Here is a 21,278-nt window from a genome sequence, read left to right as displayed (position 1 = left end):
GAGGATATCGGTCAGTTACGCTTATGAAATTATCACGTTTAAGACAAGTTTTTTTCACCACATTCGCTATGGGTGCGATGGCAACGATTGTAGCTTGCCAGAGTTTACCTGAACCGCCTGCTCCTCAGCCTGTGCCTGAAAAACCTAAAACTGTGACGACACCAGAAGGTGTGGTGATTCGTCCTTATGAACGTGAAGAAATTAAGCGTCAATCGTTGCAAGTGGTGGTGCCACAACAAACCGTGCAACAAAAATTAGAGGATGGTCGTAGTTTGCCTGCTTTTCAAAAGTTGATGCAGCAAACCCAGACCGCTTATAAACAAGGTCAATTCAATCAGGCCGAAACAGCAGCTTTGCAAGCGCAGCGACTTGCCCCGCAAGCGGCTGAAACCTATTTATATTTGGCTTTAATTGCCAACCAAAAGAAGCAACCCGCTAATGCAGAAGCCTTGGCACGTCGTGGTTTAAGCTATGCACAAAGCGATGCTATGAAACGTCAATTATGGCTAGTCATTCAAAAAGCAGCACAGCAACAAAATAATGCCAAAAGCCTTGCGCAAGCCCAACAAGCTTTGAAAGATTTGTAAGGACGATAATTTAATAAACTAAAAATCGCTGAGTGTGATTACATCAGCGATTTTTTTATTTGCGCAAACTAGAAAAAATCAAATAAAACGTACACCTGCAATGCCATAGGCATGATGCTGCTCTGCGGTAGTTAAATCATCTTGAGTTAAGCCACCCAAAGCAAAAACAGGAATATCGACAAATTCAGCGATCTGCTGGAATTTTTCCCATCCTAAAGGTGTGGCATCATGATGCGTGGTGGTTACTAAAACAGGACTGAGTAAAATTGCTTCACAACCAATTTGCTGTGCATGTTGTGCCGAAACAATATCATGACACGCTGCAATATAACGCTGCCCAACTTTTAAATCGCCCTTTTGTAATTGCATCAGTTGCGATTGTTTTAAATGAATTGCTGCAATGGCGTGTTGCTGAATCGTATTTAATTGCTTCCACAATTCCAAATTGACAATCACTTGCCCCAGTTGCTCAATGCAATATTCTGACAATTCGACCTTGCATGCAGCATTGGGTTCAACCCGCCAATACAGCAGTTTTTGCTTAGGCAAATTTGCTAAATGTTTTAAATCTTCACTGACTTTAATTGCCTGTTGCCACACTAGTCGTTGCACAATTGCACGATTGGCTTGTGGAAAATTCAGCTCTAAAAGTTGCGGACGGCTAAACCATGTCCAAGGCACTTGAATATCTTTTAATAAAGCTGCGGGTACAGCAGCCTGAAAAATATGCAGATTGACAATCACATCATCATATTCATGGCAAATAATATCAAAAGCATGCCAATGCTGTATGCCAACACCAACTTCTTCAAACACTTCACGGCGGCAAGCATCTACAGGAGTTTCGCCTGCTTCCACTTTCCCACCTGGAAATTCGTGTTTATTGCCCTGATGTTGTTTGGCTTCGCGCCAACCCACCAACACTTTGTTTTGATGAAATAACAGCGCAATTGCCACATGAATATTTGGCTTGGACATGAACCCGATTCCTTTTTTGCAATGTACGTTTTACTGCAAATTGTAGACTTTTATAAAATTAAAAATAATCCGTTGACAGGTTTACATGATAATGATTATCATTTAAAACAATTCTTACACACCACGGAGTAACTCAAAATGAACGCCCCATTTAACTTATTTTCACGTCATTCAGACACTCAGCATGCCCTACCTATGTTACATTCAAATAACTTGTTCGCGCTAGGACGCGAAATTCGTATTTTGCATGCAGGCGAAGAATATCGTTTACGCTTAACCCGTAACAATCGTCTTATTCTCACAAAATAATTAAAATAATCAACACAATAATAAACGTGGAAACAGCAGTATGAATCAGCGCATACTGCTTTTAAGTTCTGACTTGTTTAATTTTAACTTGCTTCCTAAAACCAATCATATTTACAACTGGGCTTTAGGCAACAAAATACGCACTTTTAAACCACCTTGTTCAACACGTGAAAATTCAATTTTTCCTGCATGCAACTCTATAATTTTCTTACAAATCGACAGTCCTAAACCAGAACCTTGAGTTTTACTGCCTAAAGCACGGTAAAAGCGTTCGCCCAAACGTGCCAAAACGTCATCAGTCACTGCATGACCATTGTCGGCGATGCAAATTTCCTGCATCAATTCATGCGGTTTCGCTTCAATCCAAATACGTCCTTGAGGTGCTGCATAACGCACTGCGTTGTCAATCAAGTTGCGCAGGCAGCTAAATAGCAATTCAGGATTGCCTTGCACTTGTATCGGTTGAATATCTGACTGAATCTGAATGGCTTTTTCCTGAATAAACGGCGTCAGACTTTGTAAAACTTCCTGCACCAAGTCTGCTATAGATACCGCACTTTTATTTAACGATGCCGCATCTGTCGGGTCTAAACGTGCCAATAACAGCAAATTTTCCAATACTTGTGTACCACGACTGACATCACGCTGAATTTGCTCTAAATCTTGTGCCAACTCAGGTTGTTGTTGGTATTTACGTTTTAGCACCTGCAAACGCAATTGAATGGCAGATAAAGGAGAGCGTAATTCATGCGAAGCATCTGCTGTAAATCGCTGTTCTGCAATTAAAGACTGCTCTACTCGCCCCAACAATTTATTCAATTGCTGCAGCATGGGTTGCAGTTCTTTCAATTCAGGTTGTGTGGGGATAATTGGCGTCAAATCATGTTGATTTTTTTCTGCAATTTGTTGGGAGAGTTGCTGAATCCGCTTAAATTGACGACCAATCATAAAATGCACAATGGCCCATTGCAGCAACCACAACAGCAATAAAATAGCGGCATAACCTAAACTGGTTGCAGCAATTTCCTTGAAGCGATATTTAAGCGGCTGCGCGACAATCACATGCAAGCCATCTTCCTCTGCCACATAGCTGCGCCAAATTTGTCCATCTTGCCAGTGAAATGAAAAACCATGCTCAGATACCACGGCAAGCTGAGACAAGTGAAGCTGAGAAATGTCATGTTCATCTTCAGAGGTAGTCAAAATCAGATCATCTAATCCCAATTGATAGGCAATATGAAATTGCTCACTCAACTCATCGACCTGATTGCCTGCATGGTCACGCAAGTCTGCTCGCAGCAACATATCGGCTATTTCATCCATAATGTCATCATGCACGCGCATGGTCTGATAACTGGCAACCGCCAATAATAAAATCAGGGCGAGTCCACCCGCCAAGACCGAACTTAAAACGGAGCTTTTAACCAGTTTGGACTGTAAAGAAATGACCTGTTTAGACATGCGGAGATCAAACTGAATTAGTTATCTTGCTGCATACGATAGCCTAAACCTCGGATGGTTTTAATGCGGCTACTGCCAATTTTTTTGCGTAATTGATAAATAAATACTTCAATCGCATTACTTTCAATTTCATCGCCCCATGCATATAAAGACTCTTCGAGCTGTTCACGAGTCACCACATGCTGCGGGTTTTGCATCAGTTTATGTAAAATCTGGAATTCCTTGGCCGTTAAATTGACCTGTTGATCATCCACTTTCACTTGTTTGCTTTGCGTATCTAAAACCAAGTTGGCAAATTCAAGCTGCTGTGTCGGATGACTTTGCGCACTGCGTAACTGACTGCGTACCCGCGCCGATAGTTCTTCAAGGCTAAACGGTTTGACCAAATAATCATTGGCACCTAAATCAAGTCCCTGTACCCGATCTTGAATACTATCGCGCGCAGTAATAAAAATAACAGGTGTGTCCTGTTGCTGCTGTCGTAAAGCGTGCAGAATTTCATCACCGCTATTTTTAGGCAACCCACGGTCTAACAACACACAATCATAATGATGCTGCTGAATCGCTAAAATGGCATGATCACCACGTTCAACCCAATCGACATTATAACCATCCATTTCCAGCCAAGTTTTTATACTTTCTGCTTGCGATACATCGTCTTCAGCCAAGAGTAAGCGCATATCTTCCTCTGTTATTTATGCTTCAAAATTTTATGATTTCAAAATACTTTACATGATAAAACCACATACACCTTACAGCGTATGTGGTTTTTGAGTGAAATCAGTTTTGTGTAGCAACTAATGCTGTTTTACACAGCGTAGATTTAGAAACGAACTTGATCCACATCTATTTCAATACGTTTTGTAGGCTTGTGATCAATATCCACTTCACCAATTAAGGTAACAGGCGTTTTGGCAGAAACTGCTTTGCCATTCCATAAGTCATCATCAATATCGACCGTAATAGTGCCTGTGTTATCACGGAACTGATATTTTTCATCACCAATAGATTTCACCACATAACCTTTTAACTGCACTTTGCTGTCATCTTTCAGGCTTAAAGCTTGTTTTACAGTTACATTTTGATGTAGTGCTTGGGTGTTAATGCTGTCGTTTGCCATGGTGATTGAAGCCATTGCCATTAAACCTGCCATCAACATTGCTTTCATTGTAAATTTCATTGCTTCACCTTTTTGTGTTGCTCATTTCGTTATGGTGATTAAAACAAAGCAAGATGAGCTGAATCTTAAGATTTCCATTTTTTAAAATTCATCGTAAAAAGTTTGAATCTGCTAATTTAATGGCACGACTCGCAACACTTCCTCTAAAGTGGTCATGCCTTCTAAAACTTTGCGTGCGCCTGCAATACGCAACGGTTCAATGCCCTCTTTTTTAGCTTGCTGACGTAATTCATTTAAATTGGCATTGGCACTGATGAGCTGTTTGGTGTCTAAACTTAAAGGCATAAACTCATAAATTCCGACCCGACCTTTATAGCCCGTTTGACGACATTCATCGCATCCGACAGGTTTAAACACTTGTGCAGGCATTTCCATAATGTAGTCAAAGGTCAAATGTTCCCAGTCTTTTTCATTTATTGAGCCTTCCTGCTTACAATGCGGACATAGCTTACGCACCAAACGCTGTGCCAAAACGCCTAAAATTGTGGCAGCAGTCAAAAATGGCTGCACGCCCAAATCATGCAAACGAGTCAAACTTGACGGCGCATCATTAGTATGCAGTGTCGATAAAACTAAATGCCCCGTCAGTGCCGCTTGAATCGCCATATTTGCGGTATCCTGATCTCGAATTTCTCCGACCATAATAATGTCAGGGTCTTGACGCATTAAGGCACGCACACCATCGGCAAAACCTAAATCAATTGCAGTATTCACCTGCATTTGGTTAAAACTCGGTTCTAACATTTCAATCGGGTCTTCAATGGTGCAGACATTGACTTCATCGGTAGCCAATTGCTTTAGCGATGAATACAGCGTGGTGGTTTTACCCGAACCTGTAGGGCCTGTAACCAAAATAATGCCGTGACTATGTGCAGTCAGGGCATGCCATTCATTCAACAAACGACTATCAAAACCCAATTGCTGAAAACTGCGTACCAATACTTCTGGGTCAAAAATACGCATCACCAGTTTTTCGCCAAACGCCGTTGGTAAGGTCGATAAACGCAGTTCAGTTTCTTGTCCTTTTGGAGTTCGGGTTTTTAAACGTCCATCTTGCGGTTTACGTTTTTCGGCTACATTCATACGCCCTAAAATTTTAATCCGTGAGATGACTGCGGTAAGCGTATTGGCAGGCATGTTATAGATGGTGTGCAACACGCCATCAATACGAAAACGTACTTTGCCTGTGTCTTTACGTGGTTCGAGGTGAATATCACTTGCGCCTTGTTCAAAGGCAAATTGCAGCACCCAATCCACCAACTTCACAATATGTTGATCATTGGCATCTGGGTTTTGGGTATCGCCCAATTGCAATAAAGCCTCGACCCCTTTATTTTCACGGTCATGTGCAGAAGATTTTTGTGATGAGTGTACTGCGCGACTCACTTGGTAATATTCGATCAAATAACGCTGTAATTGATCTGGGCTGAGTAAAACTCGCTGAATTTTTTTGGGCAATAAACTATGTTCTAAGTTGGCAACCCATTCTTTTTTATAAGGTTGATCTGTCGCAATTAACACCGCATCTGCAGTCACTTCCACCGCTAAAATACGGTTACGCAGTGCAAATTCCTGCGACATCACAGCTGTTAAAGCAGCAACATCGGCTTTTAACGGATCAATAATATAGAATGGCAAGCCTGATTTATCAGCCAGCCATTGGCATAAACGGTTTAAAGTTAAAGTGGTTTGGGGATGACTTTGATCGACCAAATTAAAGTTGGCAATCCATTGTAACGGATGCCATTTTAATTGATCACGTTGACGATGCGTGGTTTGTACCAAAGCCTGATCACGTTCGGTAATTTTACCATCTTTGACTAATTGTTCTAAGCACCAAGTACTGTCTATTTCAAAATTAAAATTCATTGTTATATGCCCCAAAATCTGGGTTTACTATAGCAGAGTTTGCTTTCAGGGCTGAATGACTTCTTTAATACAGTAATCTTGTATGGTTCGATTAAGCCATAATTTTAGAGTGAAAATAGATTCATAAATGGCGATAAACACAATTCAAATATATGATGTTTAAAATAACACCTTGTATTTGGAATGTTGCTGTGGATTTTCTGACTCCTCCATCTTTGGTTACAACCAATTTTCCCGAACTGCTCACCATGTTTGCAGCAGCACTTGGCTGTGGCTTACTGATTGGATTAGAGCGTGAACGCAGTAAAAAAAATGGACAACATCACCGTTTTGCAGGCGTACGTACCTTTGGAATTTGCGCATTATTAGGTGCCATTTGCTTCTTATTGGGCACGAGCATTGCCATTGTGGGTGCGTTGATTGTTGGGGGAATTGGCTTATATTCCCTCAAAAATCAAACGGAAGATGACCCCGGCGCTACCACCGAACTTGCCTTCGTGATGACCTATTTTATTGGTGCATTGTGTTTATGGAATATTCCATTGGCAGCAGGTTTATCGGTTATTTTGACAGGTTTACTCATGACCAAGCACACCATGCATGGCATTGTCAGTCAGTGGATTACCGAAGCTGAACTACGTGATGGCTTGTTCTTACTGGCTTTGGTGTTAATTGCCTTGCCGCTGACACCCAATACCGCACTATGGGGCAATGTACTTAATCCTTATGTGATTTTAAAATTATTGATTTTAATTTTAAGTGTGCAGGCTTTAGCGCATATCGCTAAGCGCTTACTCTCAAGCAGCAATGCCCTCATGTTGTCTGCGATTGCTTCAGGTTTTGTATCAAGCACAGCAACCATTGCTAGTTTAGGCATGGAAGTACGCGCAGGTCGTGGTGAAGCACGTGCCAACGCAGGTGCAGCGCTGATGTCTTGCGTGGCGACTTTAGCGCAAATGTTGATTATTGTGGCGGGTGTCAATCTGATTTGGTTTAAGTTATTAATTATTCCAAGTTTGGTCGGAATCGCGATTTTGGTTGTAGCGGGTGTCTGGTTGCTCAAAAAACATAAAAGTACGGCAACGGCAAAGCCAGAAACCGATACCCGTATGTTTAGCCTTAAAGAAGCCGCAATTATTGTGGCGACATTGACCGCAATTCAAGCGATGGTATACGGCTTGGAACAAACCCTTGGGGATGCAGGTTTAATCATTGGTACCCTGCTCGCCTCGTTATTTGAGGTTCATGCCGCAATTGCAACCGTGGTGATGCAAGGTCCACCGAGCCAGCAGGTACTTTTGTATGCCTTAATTTTAGGTGTGGTGGCACATGCGATTGCCAAATGCGTCAATGCCGCGCTCATTGGTGGTTTGCGCTTTGCACTGTATTTCGCCCCTGCTCAAATTCTGCACATGCTGGCGTTGGTGGCTATTTTATATATGCTGGTTTAATCGACAGCGATTAAAACAATTTTTAGGATATGTACTGCGTGCTGATCAACACGGAAACTGACATCAAAATCTGCAAAATTCATGGTGTAAATTCGTTCAGCATCATCCTGATATGCAGGTCGTGGATCTAAAGACAAGACCTGTTCCAATTCCTGCACAATTTGTGGTTGCAATACGCCTGAGCCGAGTAACTGATTTTTTTGCGCTTCTGCTGTGTCCATCCATAGCACTGTTTTTCTTATGGGTTCATCTTGCGCATAACCACTTTGTGCATCAGGCACAGCATCTGAATATTGGATATAAGGTTTAATATCCAAAATAGGCGTGCCATGCAGTAAATCTGCCCCTGTCACATAAACTCGCAGTGACTTACCCACTTTTTTGACCTGTTTAAATTGCACCACAGACAAACCAATGGGTGCAGGTCGATACATGCTGCGCGTCGCAAACACACCTATTTTTTGATTACCACCCAAACGTGGCGGACGCACTTGTGCACGAAAACAGGGGTTTTGCTGTTTCTGTACGGTTGGATGAGCATCGGTTTGGTTTTTATTGTCGTGAAATTGCCAGATTAACCATAAGTGACTAAACGCTTCGATCCCTTCAAATGCCAACACATCGTTATAAGGCGCCTGCATTTCAATATACGATTCGACTTGTACCAGATTCGGTTGACGAGGAATACCAAATTTTTCTCGGTAGGGAGAGTGCATAAATCCGATTATTGGCATTTTTAGATCAGTCTTCATCACTTTTTCTGATAAGCTCAATTAAATATATTCAGTTTATAGAGAATGATTTTAGATTAGAATAGCAAGCTGTTCTAATTTGATAATTTATTGAGACCTTTAATGGCTGCTTTCAACGTCGAAAAGATTACTCACGTACACCACTGGAATGACACTTTATTCAGTTTTAAAACGACTCGCGATACCGCACTACGTTTTAAAAACGGTCAATTTGTGATGATTGGTCTGGAAGTAAATGGCAAGCCTTTAATGCGCGCTTACTCGATTGCCAGTGCTAACTATGAAGAAGAGCTAGAATTCTTCTCAATTAAAGTACCTGATGGCCCTTTAACGTCTATTTTACAAAAAGTAAAAGTGGGCGATGAATTGCTGGTTTCTAAAAAACCTACAGGCACTTTGGTACTGGATGATTTAAATCCTGGTAAAAACCTATACTTACTTTCTTCAGGTACAGGTCTAGCTCCATTTTTGGCAACCATCCGCGACCCTGAAACTTATGAACGCTTTGAAAAAGTGATTGTGGTTCACGGTACACGTTTCATTTCTGAATTGGCTTATCAAGATTTAATTCTAAATGAATTACCAAATCACGAGTTTTTCCAAGAACTTGGTATTCGTGAAAAACTGGTATATTACCCAACCGTTACACGTGAAGAATATCCAAACCAAGGACGTGTGACCACGGCAATTGAATCGGGTGAAATCTTTGAAAAAATTGGTTTACCACGTTTTAACCCTGAAACTGACCGTGCCATGTTATGTGGTAGCCCTGCATTCTTAAAAGATGTTGCAGCATTACTTGACCAACATGGTTTAAAAGAATCACCACGTATGGGTGAATTGGGCGATTACGTGATTGAACGTGCTTTCGTTGAAAAATAAAAGCTGTTGAATCTAAAAAAACCGAGCTAAATAGCTCGGTTTTTTGTCATTAGCATCAATTAACGTACACTGCGACCTTCTTGGTTAGCACGTCCTTCACAGTGTGCACCACCACCAATTACAAACCCACGCTCTGCCTGACATGAACCAATCATACGACCACTCGAATCATAAGTTGTCACTTTTGAAGCACAACCTGTCATCAAAATAGCCGCTGTTAATGCGATTAAACTAGAAATTTTCATTGTATTACCCCTCTAAAAAATTAGTCTTGTTGCAGTGAAATCTGCGAATTATTTGGTATGGTTGGCAATAAACCCGTGCGCTCATCTACTTTAGAATAGTTAATGCCTTGTATGTTGGCACCACCATAACACACAGCTTTAGCCCCCAAAAGAAAGCCCTGTGTAGCGACACATGAACCAATCACTTGCCCTGCAGTATCATAAGTCACTACTTTAGAACTACAGCCAGCCAAAGCAATCAGGCTTGCTATAGAAAATAATTTAATTAGTTTCATTTAACCCTCAATTTAAAAAAAATTAAATATTATTCATCGTGTAAATTATTTTTAAATACATCAATTTATTTTTAATTTTAGTTATATATTATTTTTTGTAAATAGCAATTTGGAATAACTTATCGTTATTTTTACTTCAAATTTTAAAATTATTGCGACTACAAAAAATTAAAAGCACTCCATCTAAATCACTCAAATCAGATGGAGTGCTTTTTACGTTTATTCTTTATTCTGGTACATTCATTCTTCGTTCAGCCAAAGCTTGCTGAATCACATGATATCCCGCTGTTAAGCCCAAACTCGCCATAATCACGGCTACCACAAGATCTGGAATCAAACTACCCGTACCAAATACACCCACTGCCGCCAAAATAACTGCGAAATTACCAATCGCATCATTACGGCTACATAACCACACCGATTTCATATTCGAATCACCATCTCGAAATGCATATAAAATCAATGCAGTAACCACATTGGCTAATAAGGCGATGATCCCAATAATACCCATGGTTATGGCTTCAGGTGGAATACCCTGTATATAGGCATAGATAACCTTGCCCATCACCACCACACCAAACAAGGCCATCGTGATGCCTTTGACCAAAGCCACAGTAGCACGCCAATACAAACTTGCACTTAACACCGCAAGTGAAATCCCGTAATTGACAGCATCTCCAAAGAAATCCAGTGAATCTGCCCATAGGGATGATGAATGGGCATAGGCACCACCTATCAACTCGATAAAAAACATGCTGAGATTGATCACCAATGCAATCCATAACGCGGTTCTAAATTTACTATTCGGTTTGATTGGCGCAGGTTCATGACTACACGTACATGCCATAGACACACCTTCTTTCAAAATGAAACTGTTTCGATTATGCTCATTTAAAACTATAGACTTAGTCCAAGGTCAAGTATGGCACAATATTTAATTCATGAATTAGCTAAAAAAGTTGGAGTCAGCACAGATACAATTCGTTTTTATGAAAAGAAACACTTACTCACCCCAAGCTTTCGTGCCGAAAATAATTATCGCTATTACAACGATGAGGCACTCAAGCGTTTGATTTTTATTAAGCGTTGCCGTGCTTTAGATATGAACTTAAAAGAAATTGAAGCCTTAATTGAATTAGAAAAACAGCCGAAACAAAACTGCTGCGCTGTGAATGAATTGATTGATGAACATTTAAGGCATGTAGAAGATAAAATTGCCGAGTTGCAGCATTTTCAGCTACAACTTCAGCAACTTAGACAAGCCTGCACCACGCAAACAACCATTGATGATTGTCAGATTTTAAAGCGACTTGAAGCCGAATAATCGCTCTCTAAGCCTTTTGTAATGCAGTATTTACGTATCTAAAATTGGATTATAAACACTTCTGATTAACACGCTTCGATAGCTGCTCGGCAGTTTCCACACGTTCAGAATAACGATCTACCAAATATGCTGCTTGCCCGCGAGTCAGCAAAGTAAATTTATATAACTCTTCCATCACATCGACAATACGGTCGTAATAGCTAGACGCTTTCATGCGGCCATCTTCCTCAAACTCTAAAAAGGCTTTAGGAATAGAAGACTGATTGGGAATGGTGATCATCCGCATCCAACGTCCTAAAATACGTAATTGATTGACGCTGTTAAATGACTGCGACCCGCCACACACTTGCACTAAAGCAAGCGTTTTACCTTGTGTGGCACGAATTGCGCCCGCGGCAAGCGGAATCCAGTCAATTTGTGCTTTGAAAATCGAACTCATTGAACCATGACGTTCTGGGCTACACCAAACCATACCTTCTGCCCACGCCAACAATTCATGCAGCTCTTGAACTTTGGGATGTGAAGTATCGCCATCTTCAGGTAAAGGCAAACCTTTGGGATGGAAAATTTTTACCTCAGCGCCAAAGTGCTCCAAAATTCTGCCCGCTTCCTGTACCGCCAAACGACTATAAGAACGCTCACGGTTTGAACCGTACATCAATAAAATACGTGGCGGATGGTTCAACGGCTTTGCCTGCACCTGTTCAAAACTTGGTGTAGGCAATAAATCTAAATCAATATTGGGTAATACCATGCTGCATACTCTTAAAACTAAAATGGGCAACGCATGCCCATGTTTTTATCTTAAACCTCAAAATGAAGAAAATTACTTTGAACTGACAATCGACTCATTTTGATAAAACTTTTTACGCAGCCATAAAGACACACTCACCAAAGCAATCAACACAGGCACTTCAACCAAAGGGCCAATAATCGTGGTAAATGCAACGGGAGAAGCCAAGCCAAACGTTGCAATGGCAACAGCAAGTGCTAATTCAAAATTATTCCCTGCTGCGGTAAAGGAAATGGCGGTCGTCCGTGGATAATCATTGCCCATCCATTTGCTCATAAAGAAGCTAATAAAGAACATGGCAGCGAAGTAAATAATCAATGGAATGGAAATGCGTAAAACATCCATCGGCAAGCTCAGTACTTCTGCGCCTTTTAGTGCGAACATCGCCACAATGGTAAATAGCAATGCCAACAGACTAAATGGGCTAATTTTGGGTAAAAAAGACGTTTGATACCAATCTAAGCCTTTGCTTTTCACTAAAATCAAGCGTGTTAAAAAGCCCATCAAAAAAGGAATACCCAAATAGATTAAAACAGCTTGGGTGATTGTCCAAAAACCAACATCAATCACTTGTCCTGCCACGCCAAAATACGGCGGCAAGAAACTCAGAAACAGCCATGCATAAGTACTAAAGAATATAATCTGAAAAATACTGTTAAACGCAACTAATGCAGCCACGTATTGGTTATCACCACAAGCCAAGTTGTTCCAGACCAAGACCATCGCGATACAGCGTGCCAGACCAATTAAAATCAAACCTGTCATATATTCAGGATAGTTTTGCAAGAAAATAATCGCCAAAGCGAACATCAAACACGGAGCAATCAACCAGTTTTGTACCAAAGACAACAACAAGGTTCGGCGGTCTTTAAACACTTCTGGCAAAGCTGCGTAATCGACTTTTGCCAATGGTGGATACATCATCAAAATCAAACCAATCGCAATGGGAAGATTGACTGTTCCCACACTCATTTGATCTAAGCTTGCCGATACTGCAGGAAATACCACGCCAATCGCAACACCTAGCCCCATGGCAATAAAAATCCATAAGGTCAGATTACGATCTAAAAAAGAAAGTTTGGACTGTGCCATGTGCTTACTCGCAATGTGTTGCAATTGTAGGGTTGATGTGCGTCATCGGGCTGACATCTTGCTGCGCGATAATATTTAAAACAGCAAACGCCCATTCGGGTAAATCTGGGTTCAAACGGTAATACACCCACTGCCCCTGACGTTGATCTAGCAAAATAGATAAATTCCGTAACAACGCCAAATGACGTGATATTTTCGGTTGATTTAACTGCAATTGTTCTGTCAATTCGCATACACAAATATTGTGTTGAGCCATCACCAATTTCAGAATGTCCAGTCGGGTTGGGTCTGACAAACATTTAAAAAAATCAGTTTGATTCATTTTTTATCTGCACTTCAATATTAACTATTGCGAATATACGCATATCCATATATAAATGCAATATTGAATTTTTATCGGACTAAAACGGGTCACTACACATGAGCAACAGCATCAAAATTTTTCATAACCCTGCCTGTGGAACGTCACGCAATACTTTAGAATTAATTCGTAATACAGGACAAGAACCTGAAATTATTGAATATTTAAAAACCCCACCTACACAAGCTGAACTTACTAGCATGATTCAACAAGCAGGTTTAAGCGTGCGCGATGCAATCCGCAAAAATGTAGAACCATACGAACAGTTGCAACTTGAAGGTAGTTCACACAGCGATGCGGAATTAATTGCATTGATGGTCGAGCATCCGATTTTAATTAATCGTCCATTTGTCGTGACCGAGTTAGGTGTGAAATTGTGCCGCCCTTCTGAACTGGTCTTAGACTTGCTCACTCAACCACAACTAAAAAGCTTCAGCAAAGAAGATGGTGAGGTGGTCATTGATGAACATGGGCAACGAGTACGTTAACACGCTTTTATCCATCAGAAATTGATTATAGGCAATGAGTCAAATTGGTATGAAAGTCCCTTCTCTTAGATTCTGTATGGCTCAGGATGAGGAACTTTCTATATCAAGATCATTTACAACAGATGCTCTCCATGTGATGGATAAAACATGCTTTCTAATTTCAGATCAAAACGACCTTGCAAAACCACTGATTGAATTTTTATCTCCCTTCCCAAGCAGCACGAGTTTTCTTCTGAATCCCGAGCTATTTACTAGGTTGAATCCTAAATTTAGATTCATACAATAAAGCCATATTTCTGCTATTGCTTTTTGATCATGACCATTTCCCACGTCACCGAACTTCTCTCTCCTGCTGGTTCTTTAAAAAACATGCGCTATGCCTTTGCTTATGGTGCAGATGCAGTCTATGCAGGTCAGCCGCGTTATAGTTTGCGCGTGCGTAATAACGAATTTGATCATGACAATTTGGCAATTGGTATTCAAGAAGCGCATGAATTAGGCAAAAAGTTTTATGTGGTGGTGAACATCCAGCCGCATAACAGCAAACTCAAAAACTTTATTCGTGACCTAGAGCCAGTGGTTGCTATGCAACCCGATGCACTGATCATGTCTGACCCTGGTCTGATTATGATGGTGCGTGAAAACTTCCCCGATATGCCTGTACATTTATCGGTACAAGCCAATGCAGTGAACTGGGCAACGGTGAAATTCTGGCAAAATATGGGTTTAACCCGTGTCATTCTTTCGCGTGAATTGTCGATTGATGAAATTGAAGAAATTAAAAACAACGTGCCTGGCATGGAAATTGAAGTATTTGTGCATGGTGCGCTGTGCATGGCCTATTCAGGTCGTTGCATGCTTTCAGGCTATATGAATAAACGTGATGCCAACCAAGGCGCATGTACCAATGCCTGCCGTTGGGAATATAAAATTCACGATGCAAAAGAAGATGAAACAGGTGACGTAATTCCTGTCAAAAATCTTTCTGAAACTGCCGATGCAGATGAACAACACATGCAGGCACAGCATCAATTTAACGAGCCTGTGTTATTACAACGTAATGACGAAGATATGTTTGCTGCCGAAGAAGATGAACACGGCACTTATTTTATGAATTCTAAAGATTTACGCGCAGTGCAGCACGTTGACCGTTTAACTAAAATGGGCATCCATTCACTAAAAATTGAAGGTCGCACCAAATCTTATTTCTACTGCGCACGTACTGCACAAATTTACCGTAAAGCGATTGATGATGCGCTTGCAGGCAAACCATTTGACCCTGCATTAATGACTCAATTAGAAGGTCTAGCTAACCGTGGTTATACCGAAGGTTTCTTGCGTCGTCATGTGCACAGCGAATACCAAAACTACGAAACAGGTTCATCAAGTTTTGATCATCAGCAATTTTGTGGTGAAGTCTTAGAACGCAATGGTGACTACATTAAAATTGATGTAAAAAACCGTTTTGTAGTGGGCGATTCTTTAGAATTGATGACGCCACAAGGCAATATCTATTTCACTTTAACTGAAATTAAAGATAAAAAAGGCAATCTGATTGAAGATGCCAAAGGTTCAGGGCATATTGTAGAAATCCCTATACCTGCAGATGTCGATATGCGTTATGCCCTGCTGATTCGCAACTTACCAAATTCGACTGCAGATATTTCTGCCTCATCGTTGGCTTATCAAGCCAACTAAGTGGCAATAAACTAAGCGAGTATTGCGATGGCACTCCTGATTACCGACCAATGCATCAATTGCGATATGTGCTTACCCGAATGCCCGAATGAAGCAATTTATGAGGGTGAAAAGGTGTATGAAATTGATGTGGCGCGTTGCACAGAATGTGTTGGGTTTTATGACTATCAAACCTGCGTTTCAGTCTGCCCAATTGAATGTATTATTCCGCATCCTGAGCATGTCGAAACCAAAGAGCAGCTACAGGAAAAGTTTAATCAGTTGAATTTATTTGGACAAAATAATAAGGCTAATTAGACTGAAATGAATCTAACTGCTGTAAATCAAACTGGATGTTAAAAATAAAAAAAGAACTGAGTTGTTAGCCGACTCAGTTCTTAAAACCAAAAATAGAATAAATAAACTTTTAATACTGTGCGATAACGCACTTTACTGAACATAGCGCCTGAGTATTGGGGAACTCAGGCGCTATCTTTTTAGCGAATACAATTTAAGGATGGTTAATCCGCGTATTCAGATGTATTCGTTCAGACTTATTGACCTGAACGGATGATGTAATCAAATGCTGAAAGTGATGCTTTCGCGCCTTCACCTGTTGCAATGATGATTTGCTTGTACGGTACAGTTGTACAGTCACCTGCCGCAAATACACCTTTTACATTGGTTTCATTGCGCTCATTTATCACAATCTCACCACGATTCGTCAGCTCTACTTTTGACTCTTTTAAGAAGTCCGTATTTGGTAATAAACCAATTTGTACGAAAATTCCTGCAAGTTCAACAGTATGCTCAACATCTGTCGCACGGTCTTTATATTTCAATGCAGTCACTTGTGCGCCATCACCAATCACCTCAGTCGATAATGCATTGGTAATTACAGTAGTATTTGGCAAGCTGTTCAATTTGTTTTGCAAGACTTGGTCTGCACGTAATTTAGTATCAAACTCTACCAAAGTCACATGCTCTACAATCCCTGCAAGGTCAATCGCTGCTTCTACACCTGAGTTACCACCACCAATCACTGCAACACGTTTGCCTTTAAACAACGGGCCATCACAGTGTGGGCAGTATGCCACGCCGCGGGTACGGTATTCTGCTTCACCAGGTACATTCATCTCTCTCCAACGTGCACCTGTAGACAAGATCACCGTTTTCGATTCAAGTGTTGCGCCATTTTCCAAAGTCACTTCGACCAAACCATTGGCAGTTTCATCAGCACCTTTAATGGCAGATACTTTTTGTAGATTCATAATATCGACATCGTATTCACGCACATGCGCTTCCATTTCTGCCGCAAACTTTGGACCTTGTGTTTTTTGGATAGAAGTGAAGTTTTCAATATCCATGGTATCCATCACCTGACCGCCCATCCGCTCAGCCACAATACCTGTACGAATACCTTTACGTGCTGCATAGATTGCAGATGTATTCCCTGCAGGGCCGCCACCAATTACCAAGACATCAAACGCCTCTTTGGCATTCAGTTTCGCTGCATCTTTGCTCGCAGAATCTGTATCTAATTTAGCTACAATTTCTTCCAAAGTCATACGACCTTGACCAATGTGGTTGCCATCTTGGAATACCATCGGCACAGCCATAATTTTGCGCTGCTCAACTTCTTCTTGGAAGAATGCACCATCAATCATGGTTGCTGTTGTGCCAGGGTTGTAAATCGCAATGAGGTTCAAAGCTTGTACTACATCTGGACAGTTGTGGCAGCTCAACGATACAAACACATCAAAGTGAGATGAAAGATTCAATTCTTTGATTTGCGTTAATACTTCATCCGATACTTTTGGTGCATAACCAGAAGTTTGCAATAAAGCCAAAATTAATGAAGTGAACTCGTGCCCCATTGGTAAACCTGCGAAGAATACGCGCGGTTGCTCACCTACTTTTGCAATCCCAAAACTTGGTGCACGTGCGTTGTTACCGTCAAAACGTGCAGTAACTTGTGGCGAAAGTGCTGCAATTTCTTCAACCAATTCTTTAATTTTGGCAGATTTATCAGAACCATCTAAAGTCGCGACAAGCTCGATTGGGCTTTCAAGACGTTCTAATAAAGTTTTAAGTTGTGTAGAAGTATTTTGGTCTAACATGGCTAACGTCTCCAAGGGAGTAAATTTATTTGTTGATGTCATCTTACGAAAAATAGTTACATAGGGGAAACGGTTTATTTTTATATTTATGATCGTTTTTTTAAATGATAGTGAGTTTCAAGCTTACTATTTCATTTAAAATACCTAAAGCTATTCAATTTAGACATTAACATAAAAACTGAATGTCTGCCTTAAGCAATTGAGCCTAATCATTTTTTATTCAAGTTGTTGTTGAATCCGCAGAATACGCTGCTGTAAATGTCGCGATAAAAACCAGAGTACCGCAGACAGTATTAACATAAGCGCCATAACCGCGAGATTCATATAATAAACCAGCGTATTTAATTGCTGTGCTTGCTGCACTTGCTTATGTACGCTTTGCGCCATAGGCGTTAAAGCTTTGCCATAAACTTGCTGCTGCATCGTCCATAATTGTTCAGGTTTAAATCCATAATGTAAAAATTGCGGATCTTGCTGCTCTGCTTTGACCAAGGTCAACACTTGCGGAATGGCTGCATCTTTATCTGCGGGATGATGCATCAATGCCGTTTGCGCCAACAAATAGGCTTTAACAGGCGCTGCCATTTCTGCATTTTGTAAATAACGCGCCAATTCACTTTCTTGAATGTGCTTTTCATAATGCACAATTTTGGCATATACCTGCTGCGTATCATCTTGTCGGTCATGCTGAACATAACTCAATGCCGACCAAAGTAAAATAAAACTCAGCAACCAAGCTACAAATTTCAAGACAAAGGACTGAAAGCGAATATAAAAAAAACGAATTTTCTTGAGTAGATGAACTAGAACGAATGCACCAATAAATGACACCGACAGTTTTAAAATCAACCAACCCAACCAGTTCAACAAACTGAAAAAATAATCAGGTTGCTGCCCTAAATTTGCCAAAGTCGCATCGACACTTGCAGGCATGTGTAATTGCTGAACTTCAGTGCTTAAACCAAAGAAGCTATAAATCACATCTTGCTGAATAAAAAAGCCAATTGCCGATATAAGCACCACCGTCATAGACAGCACAGCCAAAAAACTGAGCTTTTTTTGACGCTGCTGTAATGCCACAACACCTGTTTTTAGCTGCTGTGGCTGAATGGCATATTCATCAAGTGGGGGCAAATCCGACTCCTTATCAGATAAATTTCAGATTAAATGAAGTCATTGTCAAAATGCATTTATTGACCAGACTGTTGACTTGAACCAATCACCAATTGATTCAGATTCTCCTGTAAGGCTCGCAAACGCGTAGTCGCTTCTGCACGTTTTTGCATGCCTTCTTTTTGTACCTGGATCACATCGTTCACTGTTTTAATGAGGGTATTTTGTACGTGTTCAAGGGTTTCAATATCAATCACCGAACGCTGATTGGCTTTGGCAGTATCAACCGAGTTTTGATGCAATAAATCTGCATTACGGCGCAGCAATTCATTGGTGGCATCATCAATACTGTTGGCCAGTTGCACACTGTTTTTCTGCTCATTTAAAGAAATCGCCAAACTAATCTGGTTTTTCCACGCAGGTAAGGTAATGTTTTTAATCGCATAAAATTTATCGACCAACATTAAATTATTGGACTGGATAATCCGAATCATCGGCAAAGTTTGCATGGCAGATTGTTGCAACACCTGCAAATCACTCACCCGCTTTTCTAAATTATTAGCAAGATGATTGAGATCATAAATTTTTTGAGTCGTGGTCTGATCCTGCGGCTGCGCGGAAAATTCAGAAATTTGCTGCTGAATTTCCTGCTGTTTTAACTTACCTGCTGCAATATAAATCCCCAATTGTTTATATTCATCTTGCACACCATGAAACATTTTATCCAGTGTATCTACACGGTTTTTTAAACCATTTTGTGAGCTTTCAATTTCTGTGACCAGACTATCAATTTGCGCTTTGGTGCTGTTAAAGTTTTGATCAAAACTTTGTTTAGCGCCTTTTAACTTATTGAATAAACCACCCAAAAAGCCACTGCTTTTGTTTGGATTTAAAATACTGTTGGTATTTAACTGCTGTGCAACCTGCACCACCTGATTCAGCTTTTGCCCTGTGACATCCAAATCCTTATTTTGCACCAAACCTAAAAGCTCATCGGTATAACTTGACGTTTTAGTGGCGATATTTTTGCCATATTCTGCAACCGAATGATGGCTAAGATCGCTTAATTCTTTACGCGCAGCCAGCACCTCCTGAAAGTCATCAGGCTGTAAGCCAATTTCCTGCAAATTGAGTTGCTGAAATTGTTGCTGAGTCTGTTCATCACTCACTTGCACAGCGACGTTGCGTTGTTCAGAAGTTGTCATATTTCGCCTCTATCTAATCAAAACCATGCCTTATGATTGCGCAGGTTTTTCTAAGGATTTTCTTAATGTCTTAATTAAATGCTCACGACTTTGATCCAGCTTTTCTAGCTGACTGTGTGAGCCACTTTGCTGACTTTGTTTGACATGATATTGCCATGCAGGAATGAGTACCTGCTGCGCTTCTTTAAAGCGATCTAACAAACTAAAAGAGAGTTGCTGTGAAAGTTGCATTTGAGTAATCGCAATATCATTACTACTTTGCAAAGTCTTTAAACTATAAATTTTCTTGGCCAGTCGTTCGCTAAAATTATCCAAAGGATGCTGATTGCGCACAAATCGTGGATATTCCACTAAAAACTCATCGGCAGCTTGAATGTATTTCGCCATTTGCTCACGCAAACCAACCAACTGCTGAAAACGTGATTGTGATTTCTGAATTTCGATTTGCAGCTTTTGGCTTAAACGATCTGCTTGTCCTAATAAATGATCTAGGTTTTTATAATATTGCACTTGCCCCGCGCCATATTCCAAATCTATGCCTAGCCACTTTTGTAGTGCATTAAACTTACGTTGCTTTAACACTTTTTTAGATTTGCCAAGCGCCTGAATCAACTGCTCAATGGTCACACTCAATTGCTGAGTTAAATGTGGATCCACCCCATCCAATAAAACTGACTGCGCTTGAATCACCTGATCTGCATAATGATTTAGACGATATTGATCATTCAACAACGGAACTAAATCATTGCGTTGAATCGCCAAAAGCTCTGCACGATCCACCGTAATCTCTTGCAAAGGCAGTAACACTTCAAACTGAGCCATAGACCATCACAACCCTCTTTACATGATTTTATAGTACGTGTTTTTCGGCTAAGGTCATGTAATATTTTGCAATTTTTTATTTCGATCTGCTTAAATGCTTTTTTATAGATTCGCATAACATCAGTCACAAGATGCCTGATTCAAAACACCAGTGCTTGACATCCTCACCCCCTTAAAAGAGGGTGATTCCTACAGCTAGACGCTTATGCCCAAGCGCAAGAATGTTTAGAGCTGAGTTTATATCTCGATCATGAGCTGTACCACAGCTCATGCACTCCCATTCTCTTATTCCAA

General features: G+C 40.7%; 25 protein-coding genes. 8 read left to right on the top strand and 17 right to left on the bottom strand.

Features of this window, described 5'->3' with window-relative positions; genetic code table 11:
- The first annotated feature begins 68 nt into the window (after positions 1-68).
- The gene (locus tag FTT70_RS11725) at positions 69-587 is read left to right on the top strand and encodes a hypothetical protein (protein ID WP_096901888.1); all 519 of its coding nucleotides are present in this window, start codon (positions 69-71) and stop codon (positions 585-587) included.
- A 78-nt stretch (positions 588-665) separates the two neighbouring features.
- Here the strand turns inward: FTT70_RS11725 and FTT70_RS11720 are convergent, their stop codons facing one another.
- Positions 666-1,565: an NUDIX domain-containing protein gene (locus FTT70_RS11720; RefSeq protein ID WP_096901851.1), complete on the bottom strand. Its 900-nt coding sequence runs from the start codon at positions 1,563-1,565 to the stop codon at positions 666-668.
- A 138-nt stretch (positions 1,566-1,703) separates the two neighbouring features.
- Between FTT70_RS11720 and hemP the strand changes: the two genes are divergently transcribed.
- Entirely contained in the window at positions 1,704-1,874 is a 171-nt protein-coding gene (gene hemP, locus FTT70_RS11715; protein ID WP_004972965.1) for a hemin uptake protein HemP, read from the top strand.
- A gap of 111 nt (positions 1,875-1,985) precedes the next feature.
- On the opposite strand, the gene FTT70_RS11710 is transcribed toward hemP, so the two are convergent.
- The 4 genes from FTT70_RS11710 to FTT70_RS11695 form a co-directional block, all read right to left on the bottom strand.
- The gene (locus tag FTT70_RS11710; RefSeq protein WP_180168642.1) at positions 1,986-3,335 is read right to left on the bottom strand and encodes a HAMP domain-containing sensor histidine kinase; all 1,350 of its coding nucleotides are present in this window, start codon (positions 3,333-3,335) and stop codon (positions 1,986-1,988) included.
- Between the two features lie 17 nt (positions 3,336-3,352).
- On the bottom strand, positions 3,353-4,015 hold the full coding sequence (locus FTT70_RS11705; protein WP_004972960.1) for a response regulator transcription factor: 663 nt from the start codon (positions 4,013-4,015) through the stop codon (positions 3,353-3,355).
- 143 nt (positions 4,016-4,158) lie between these two features.
- Complete coding sequence (locus FTT70_RS11700; protein WP_179988821.1) at positions 4,159-4,515, bottom strand: NirD/YgiW/YdeI family stress tolerance protein; 357 nt, start codon at positions 4,513-4,515, stop codon at positions 4,159-4,161.
- Positions 4,516-4,626: 111 nt separating this feature from the next.
- Entirely contained in the window at positions 4,627-6,384 is a 1,758-nt protein-coding gene (locus FTT70_RS11695; RefSeq protein ID WP_004972956.1) for a GspE/PulE family protein, read from the bottom strand.
- A gap of 248 nt (positions 6,385-6,632) precedes the next feature.
- Here FTT70_RS11695 and FTT70_RS11690 point away from each other — a divergent pair, with 248 nt between their 5' ends.
- Complete coding sequence (locus tag FTT70_RS11690; RefSeq protein WP_179995177.1) at positions 6,633-7,835, top strand: DUF4010 domain-containing protein; 1,203 nt, start codon at positions 6,633-6,635, stop codon at positions 7,833-7,835.
- Here the strand turns inward: FTT70_RS11690 and tsaA are convergent.
- A complete protein-coding gene (gene tsaA / locus FTT70_RS11685) occupies positions 7,832-8,587 on the bottom strand; it encodes a tRNA (N6-threonylcarbamoyladenosine(37)-N6)-methyltransferase TrmO (RefSeq protein ID WP_035310989.1) in 756 nt (251 codons plus the stop codon). The genes FTT70_RS11690 and tsaA overlap by 4 nt on opposite strands.
- A gap of 102 nt (positions 8,588-8,689) precedes the next feature.
- On the opposite strand from tsaA, the gene FTT70_RS11680 reads away from it, so the two are divergent.
- Positions 8,690-9,469, top strand: coding sequence for a ferredoxin--NADP reductase (locus tag FTT70_RS11680; protein WP_004972950.1), 780 nt, complete (start codon positions 8,690-8,692; stop codon positions 9,467-9,469).
- A gap of 59 nt (positions 9,470-9,528) precedes the next feature.
- On the opposite strand, the gene FTT70_RS11675 is transcribed toward FTT70_RS11680, so the two are convergent.
- From FTT70_RS11675 to FTT70_RS11665, 3 genes are all read right to left on the bottom strand, one after another.
- A complete protein-coding gene (locus FTT70_RS11675) occupies positions 9,529-9,714 on the bottom strand; it encodes a hypothetical protein (protein WP_004972947.1) in 186 nt (61 codons plus the stop codon).
- A 20-nt stretch (positions 9,715-9,734) separates the two neighbouring features.
- On the bottom strand, positions 9,735-9,989 hold the full coding sequence (locus FTT70_RS11670) for a hypothetical protein (protein ID WP_179991052.1): 255 nt from the start codon (positions 9,987-9,989) through the stop codon (positions 9,735-9,737).
- Positions 9,990-10,215: 226 nt separating this feature from the next.
- Entirely contained in the window at positions 10,216-10,836 is a 621-nt protein-coding gene (locus FTT70_RS11665; protein WP_096901843.1) for a cation transporter, read from the bottom strand.
- A gap of 75 nt (positions 10,837-10,911) precedes the next feature.
- Between FTT70_RS11665 and cadR the strand changes: the two genes are divergently transcribed.
- Entirely contained in the window at positions 10,912-11,313 is a 402-nt protein-coding gene (gene cadR / locus FTT70_RS11660) for a Cd(II)/Pb(II)-responsive transcriptional regulator (RefSeq protein ID WP_004972941.1), read from the top strand.
- Positions 11,314-11,362: 49 nt separating this feature from the next.
- On the opposite strand, the gene arsH is transcribed toward cadR, so the two are convergent.
- From arsH to FTT70_RS11645, 3 genes are all read right to left on the bottom strand, one after another.
- Positions 11,363-12,067 (bottom strand): arsenical resistance protein ArsH, encoded by a 705-nt coding sequence (gene arsH / locus FTT70_RS11655; RefSeq protein WP_179988822.1) that lies wholly within the window; start codon positions 12,065-12,067, stop codon positions 11,363-11,365.
- A 72-nt stretch (positions 12,068-12,139) separates the two neighbouring features.
- Entirely contained in the window at positions 12,140-13,198 is a 1,059-nt protein-coding gene (gene arsB / locus FTT70_RS11650; RefSeq protein ID WP_136144349.1) for an ACR3 family arsenite efflux transporter, read from the bottom strand.
- A 4-nt stretch (positions 13,199-13,202) separates the two neighbouring features.
- Positions 13,203-13,520: a metalloregulator ArsR/SmtB family transcription factor gene (locus FTT70_RS11645; protein ID WP_004972936.1), complete on the bottom strand. Its 318-nt coding sequence runs from the start codon at positions 13,518-13,520 to the stop codon at positions 13,203-13,205.
- 98 nt (positions 13,521-13,618) lie between these two features.
- Here FTT70_RS11645 and arsC point away from each other — a divergent pair, with 98 nt between their 5' ends.
- The 3 genes from arsC to FTT70_RS11630 all read left to right on the top strand — a co-directional run bounded on the left by arsC (position 13,619) and on the right by FTT70_RS11630 (position 16,042).
- The gene (arsC, locus tag FTT70_RS11640) at positions 13,619-14,047 is read left to right on the top strand and encodes an arsenate reductase (glutaredoxin) (protein ID WP_154320582.1); all 429 of its coding nucleotides are present in this window, start codon (positions 13,619-13,621) and stop codon (positions 14,045-14,047) included.
- A gap of 315 nt (positions 14,048-14,362) precedes the next feature.
- Positions 14,363-15,745 carry a tRNA 5-hydroxyuridine modification protein YegQ gene (gene yegQ, locus FTT70_RS11635; RefSeq protein WP_136144203.1) on the top strand — a complete coding sequence of 461 codons (1,383 nt, stop codon included), beginning with the start codon at positions 14,363-14,365 and terminating at the stop codon, positions 15,743-15,745.
- Between the two features lie 27 nt (positions 15,746-15,772).
- Complete coding sequence (locus FTT70_RS11630; RefSeq protein WP_004972931.1) at positions 15,773-16,042, top strand: YfhL family 4Fe-4S dicluster ferredoxin; 270 nt, start codon at positions 15,773-15,775, stop codon at positions 16,040-16,042.
- A gap of 236 nt (positions 16,043-16,278) precedes the next feature.
- On the opposite strand, the gene ahpF is transcribed toward FTT70_RS11630, so the two are convergent.
- The 5 genes from ahpF to FTT70_RS11605 form a co-directional block, all read right to left on the bottom strand.
- Positions 16,279-17,844, bottom strand: a complete 1,566-nt coding sequence (ahpF, locus tag FTT70_RS11625; RefSeq protein WP_096901839.1) for an alkyl hydroperoxide reductase subunit F — start codon at positions 17,842-17,844, stop codon at positions 16,279-16,281.
- Between the two features lie 216 nt (positions 17,845-18,060).
- Entirely contained in the window at positions 18,061-18,978 is a 918-nt protein-coding gene (locus FTT70_RS11620) for a hypothetical protein (RefSeq protein WP_131261786.1), read from the bottom strand.
- Between the two features lie 56 nt (positions 18,979-19,034).
- A complete protein-coding gene (locus tag FTT70_RS11615; RefSeq protein WP_104852204.1) occupies positions 19,035-20,162 on the bottom strand; it encodes a toxic anion resistance protein in 1,128 nt (375 codons plus the stop codon).
- 30 nt (positions 20,163-20,192) lie between these two features.
- Entirely contained in the window at positions 20,193-20,984 is a 792-nt protein-coding gene (locus FTT70_RS11610) for a hypothetical protein (RefSeq protein WP_004972923.1), read from the bottom strand.
- Positions 20,985-21,156: 172 nt separating this feature from the next.
- A partial coding sequence (locus FTT70_RS11605) for a zinc ribbon domain-containing protein (RefSeq protein ID WP_180005585.1) occupies positions 21,157-21,278 on the bottom strand: 122 nt, incomplete at its 5' end.

The organism is Acinetobacter sp. YH01003 (assembly GCF_013420525.1).
Classification (GTDB): Bacteria; Pseudomonadota; Gammaproteobacteria; order Pseudomonadales; family Moraxellaceae; genus Acinetobacter; species Acinetobacter towneri.
This window is presented reverse-complemented; position numbering and strand designations above follow the sequence as displayed.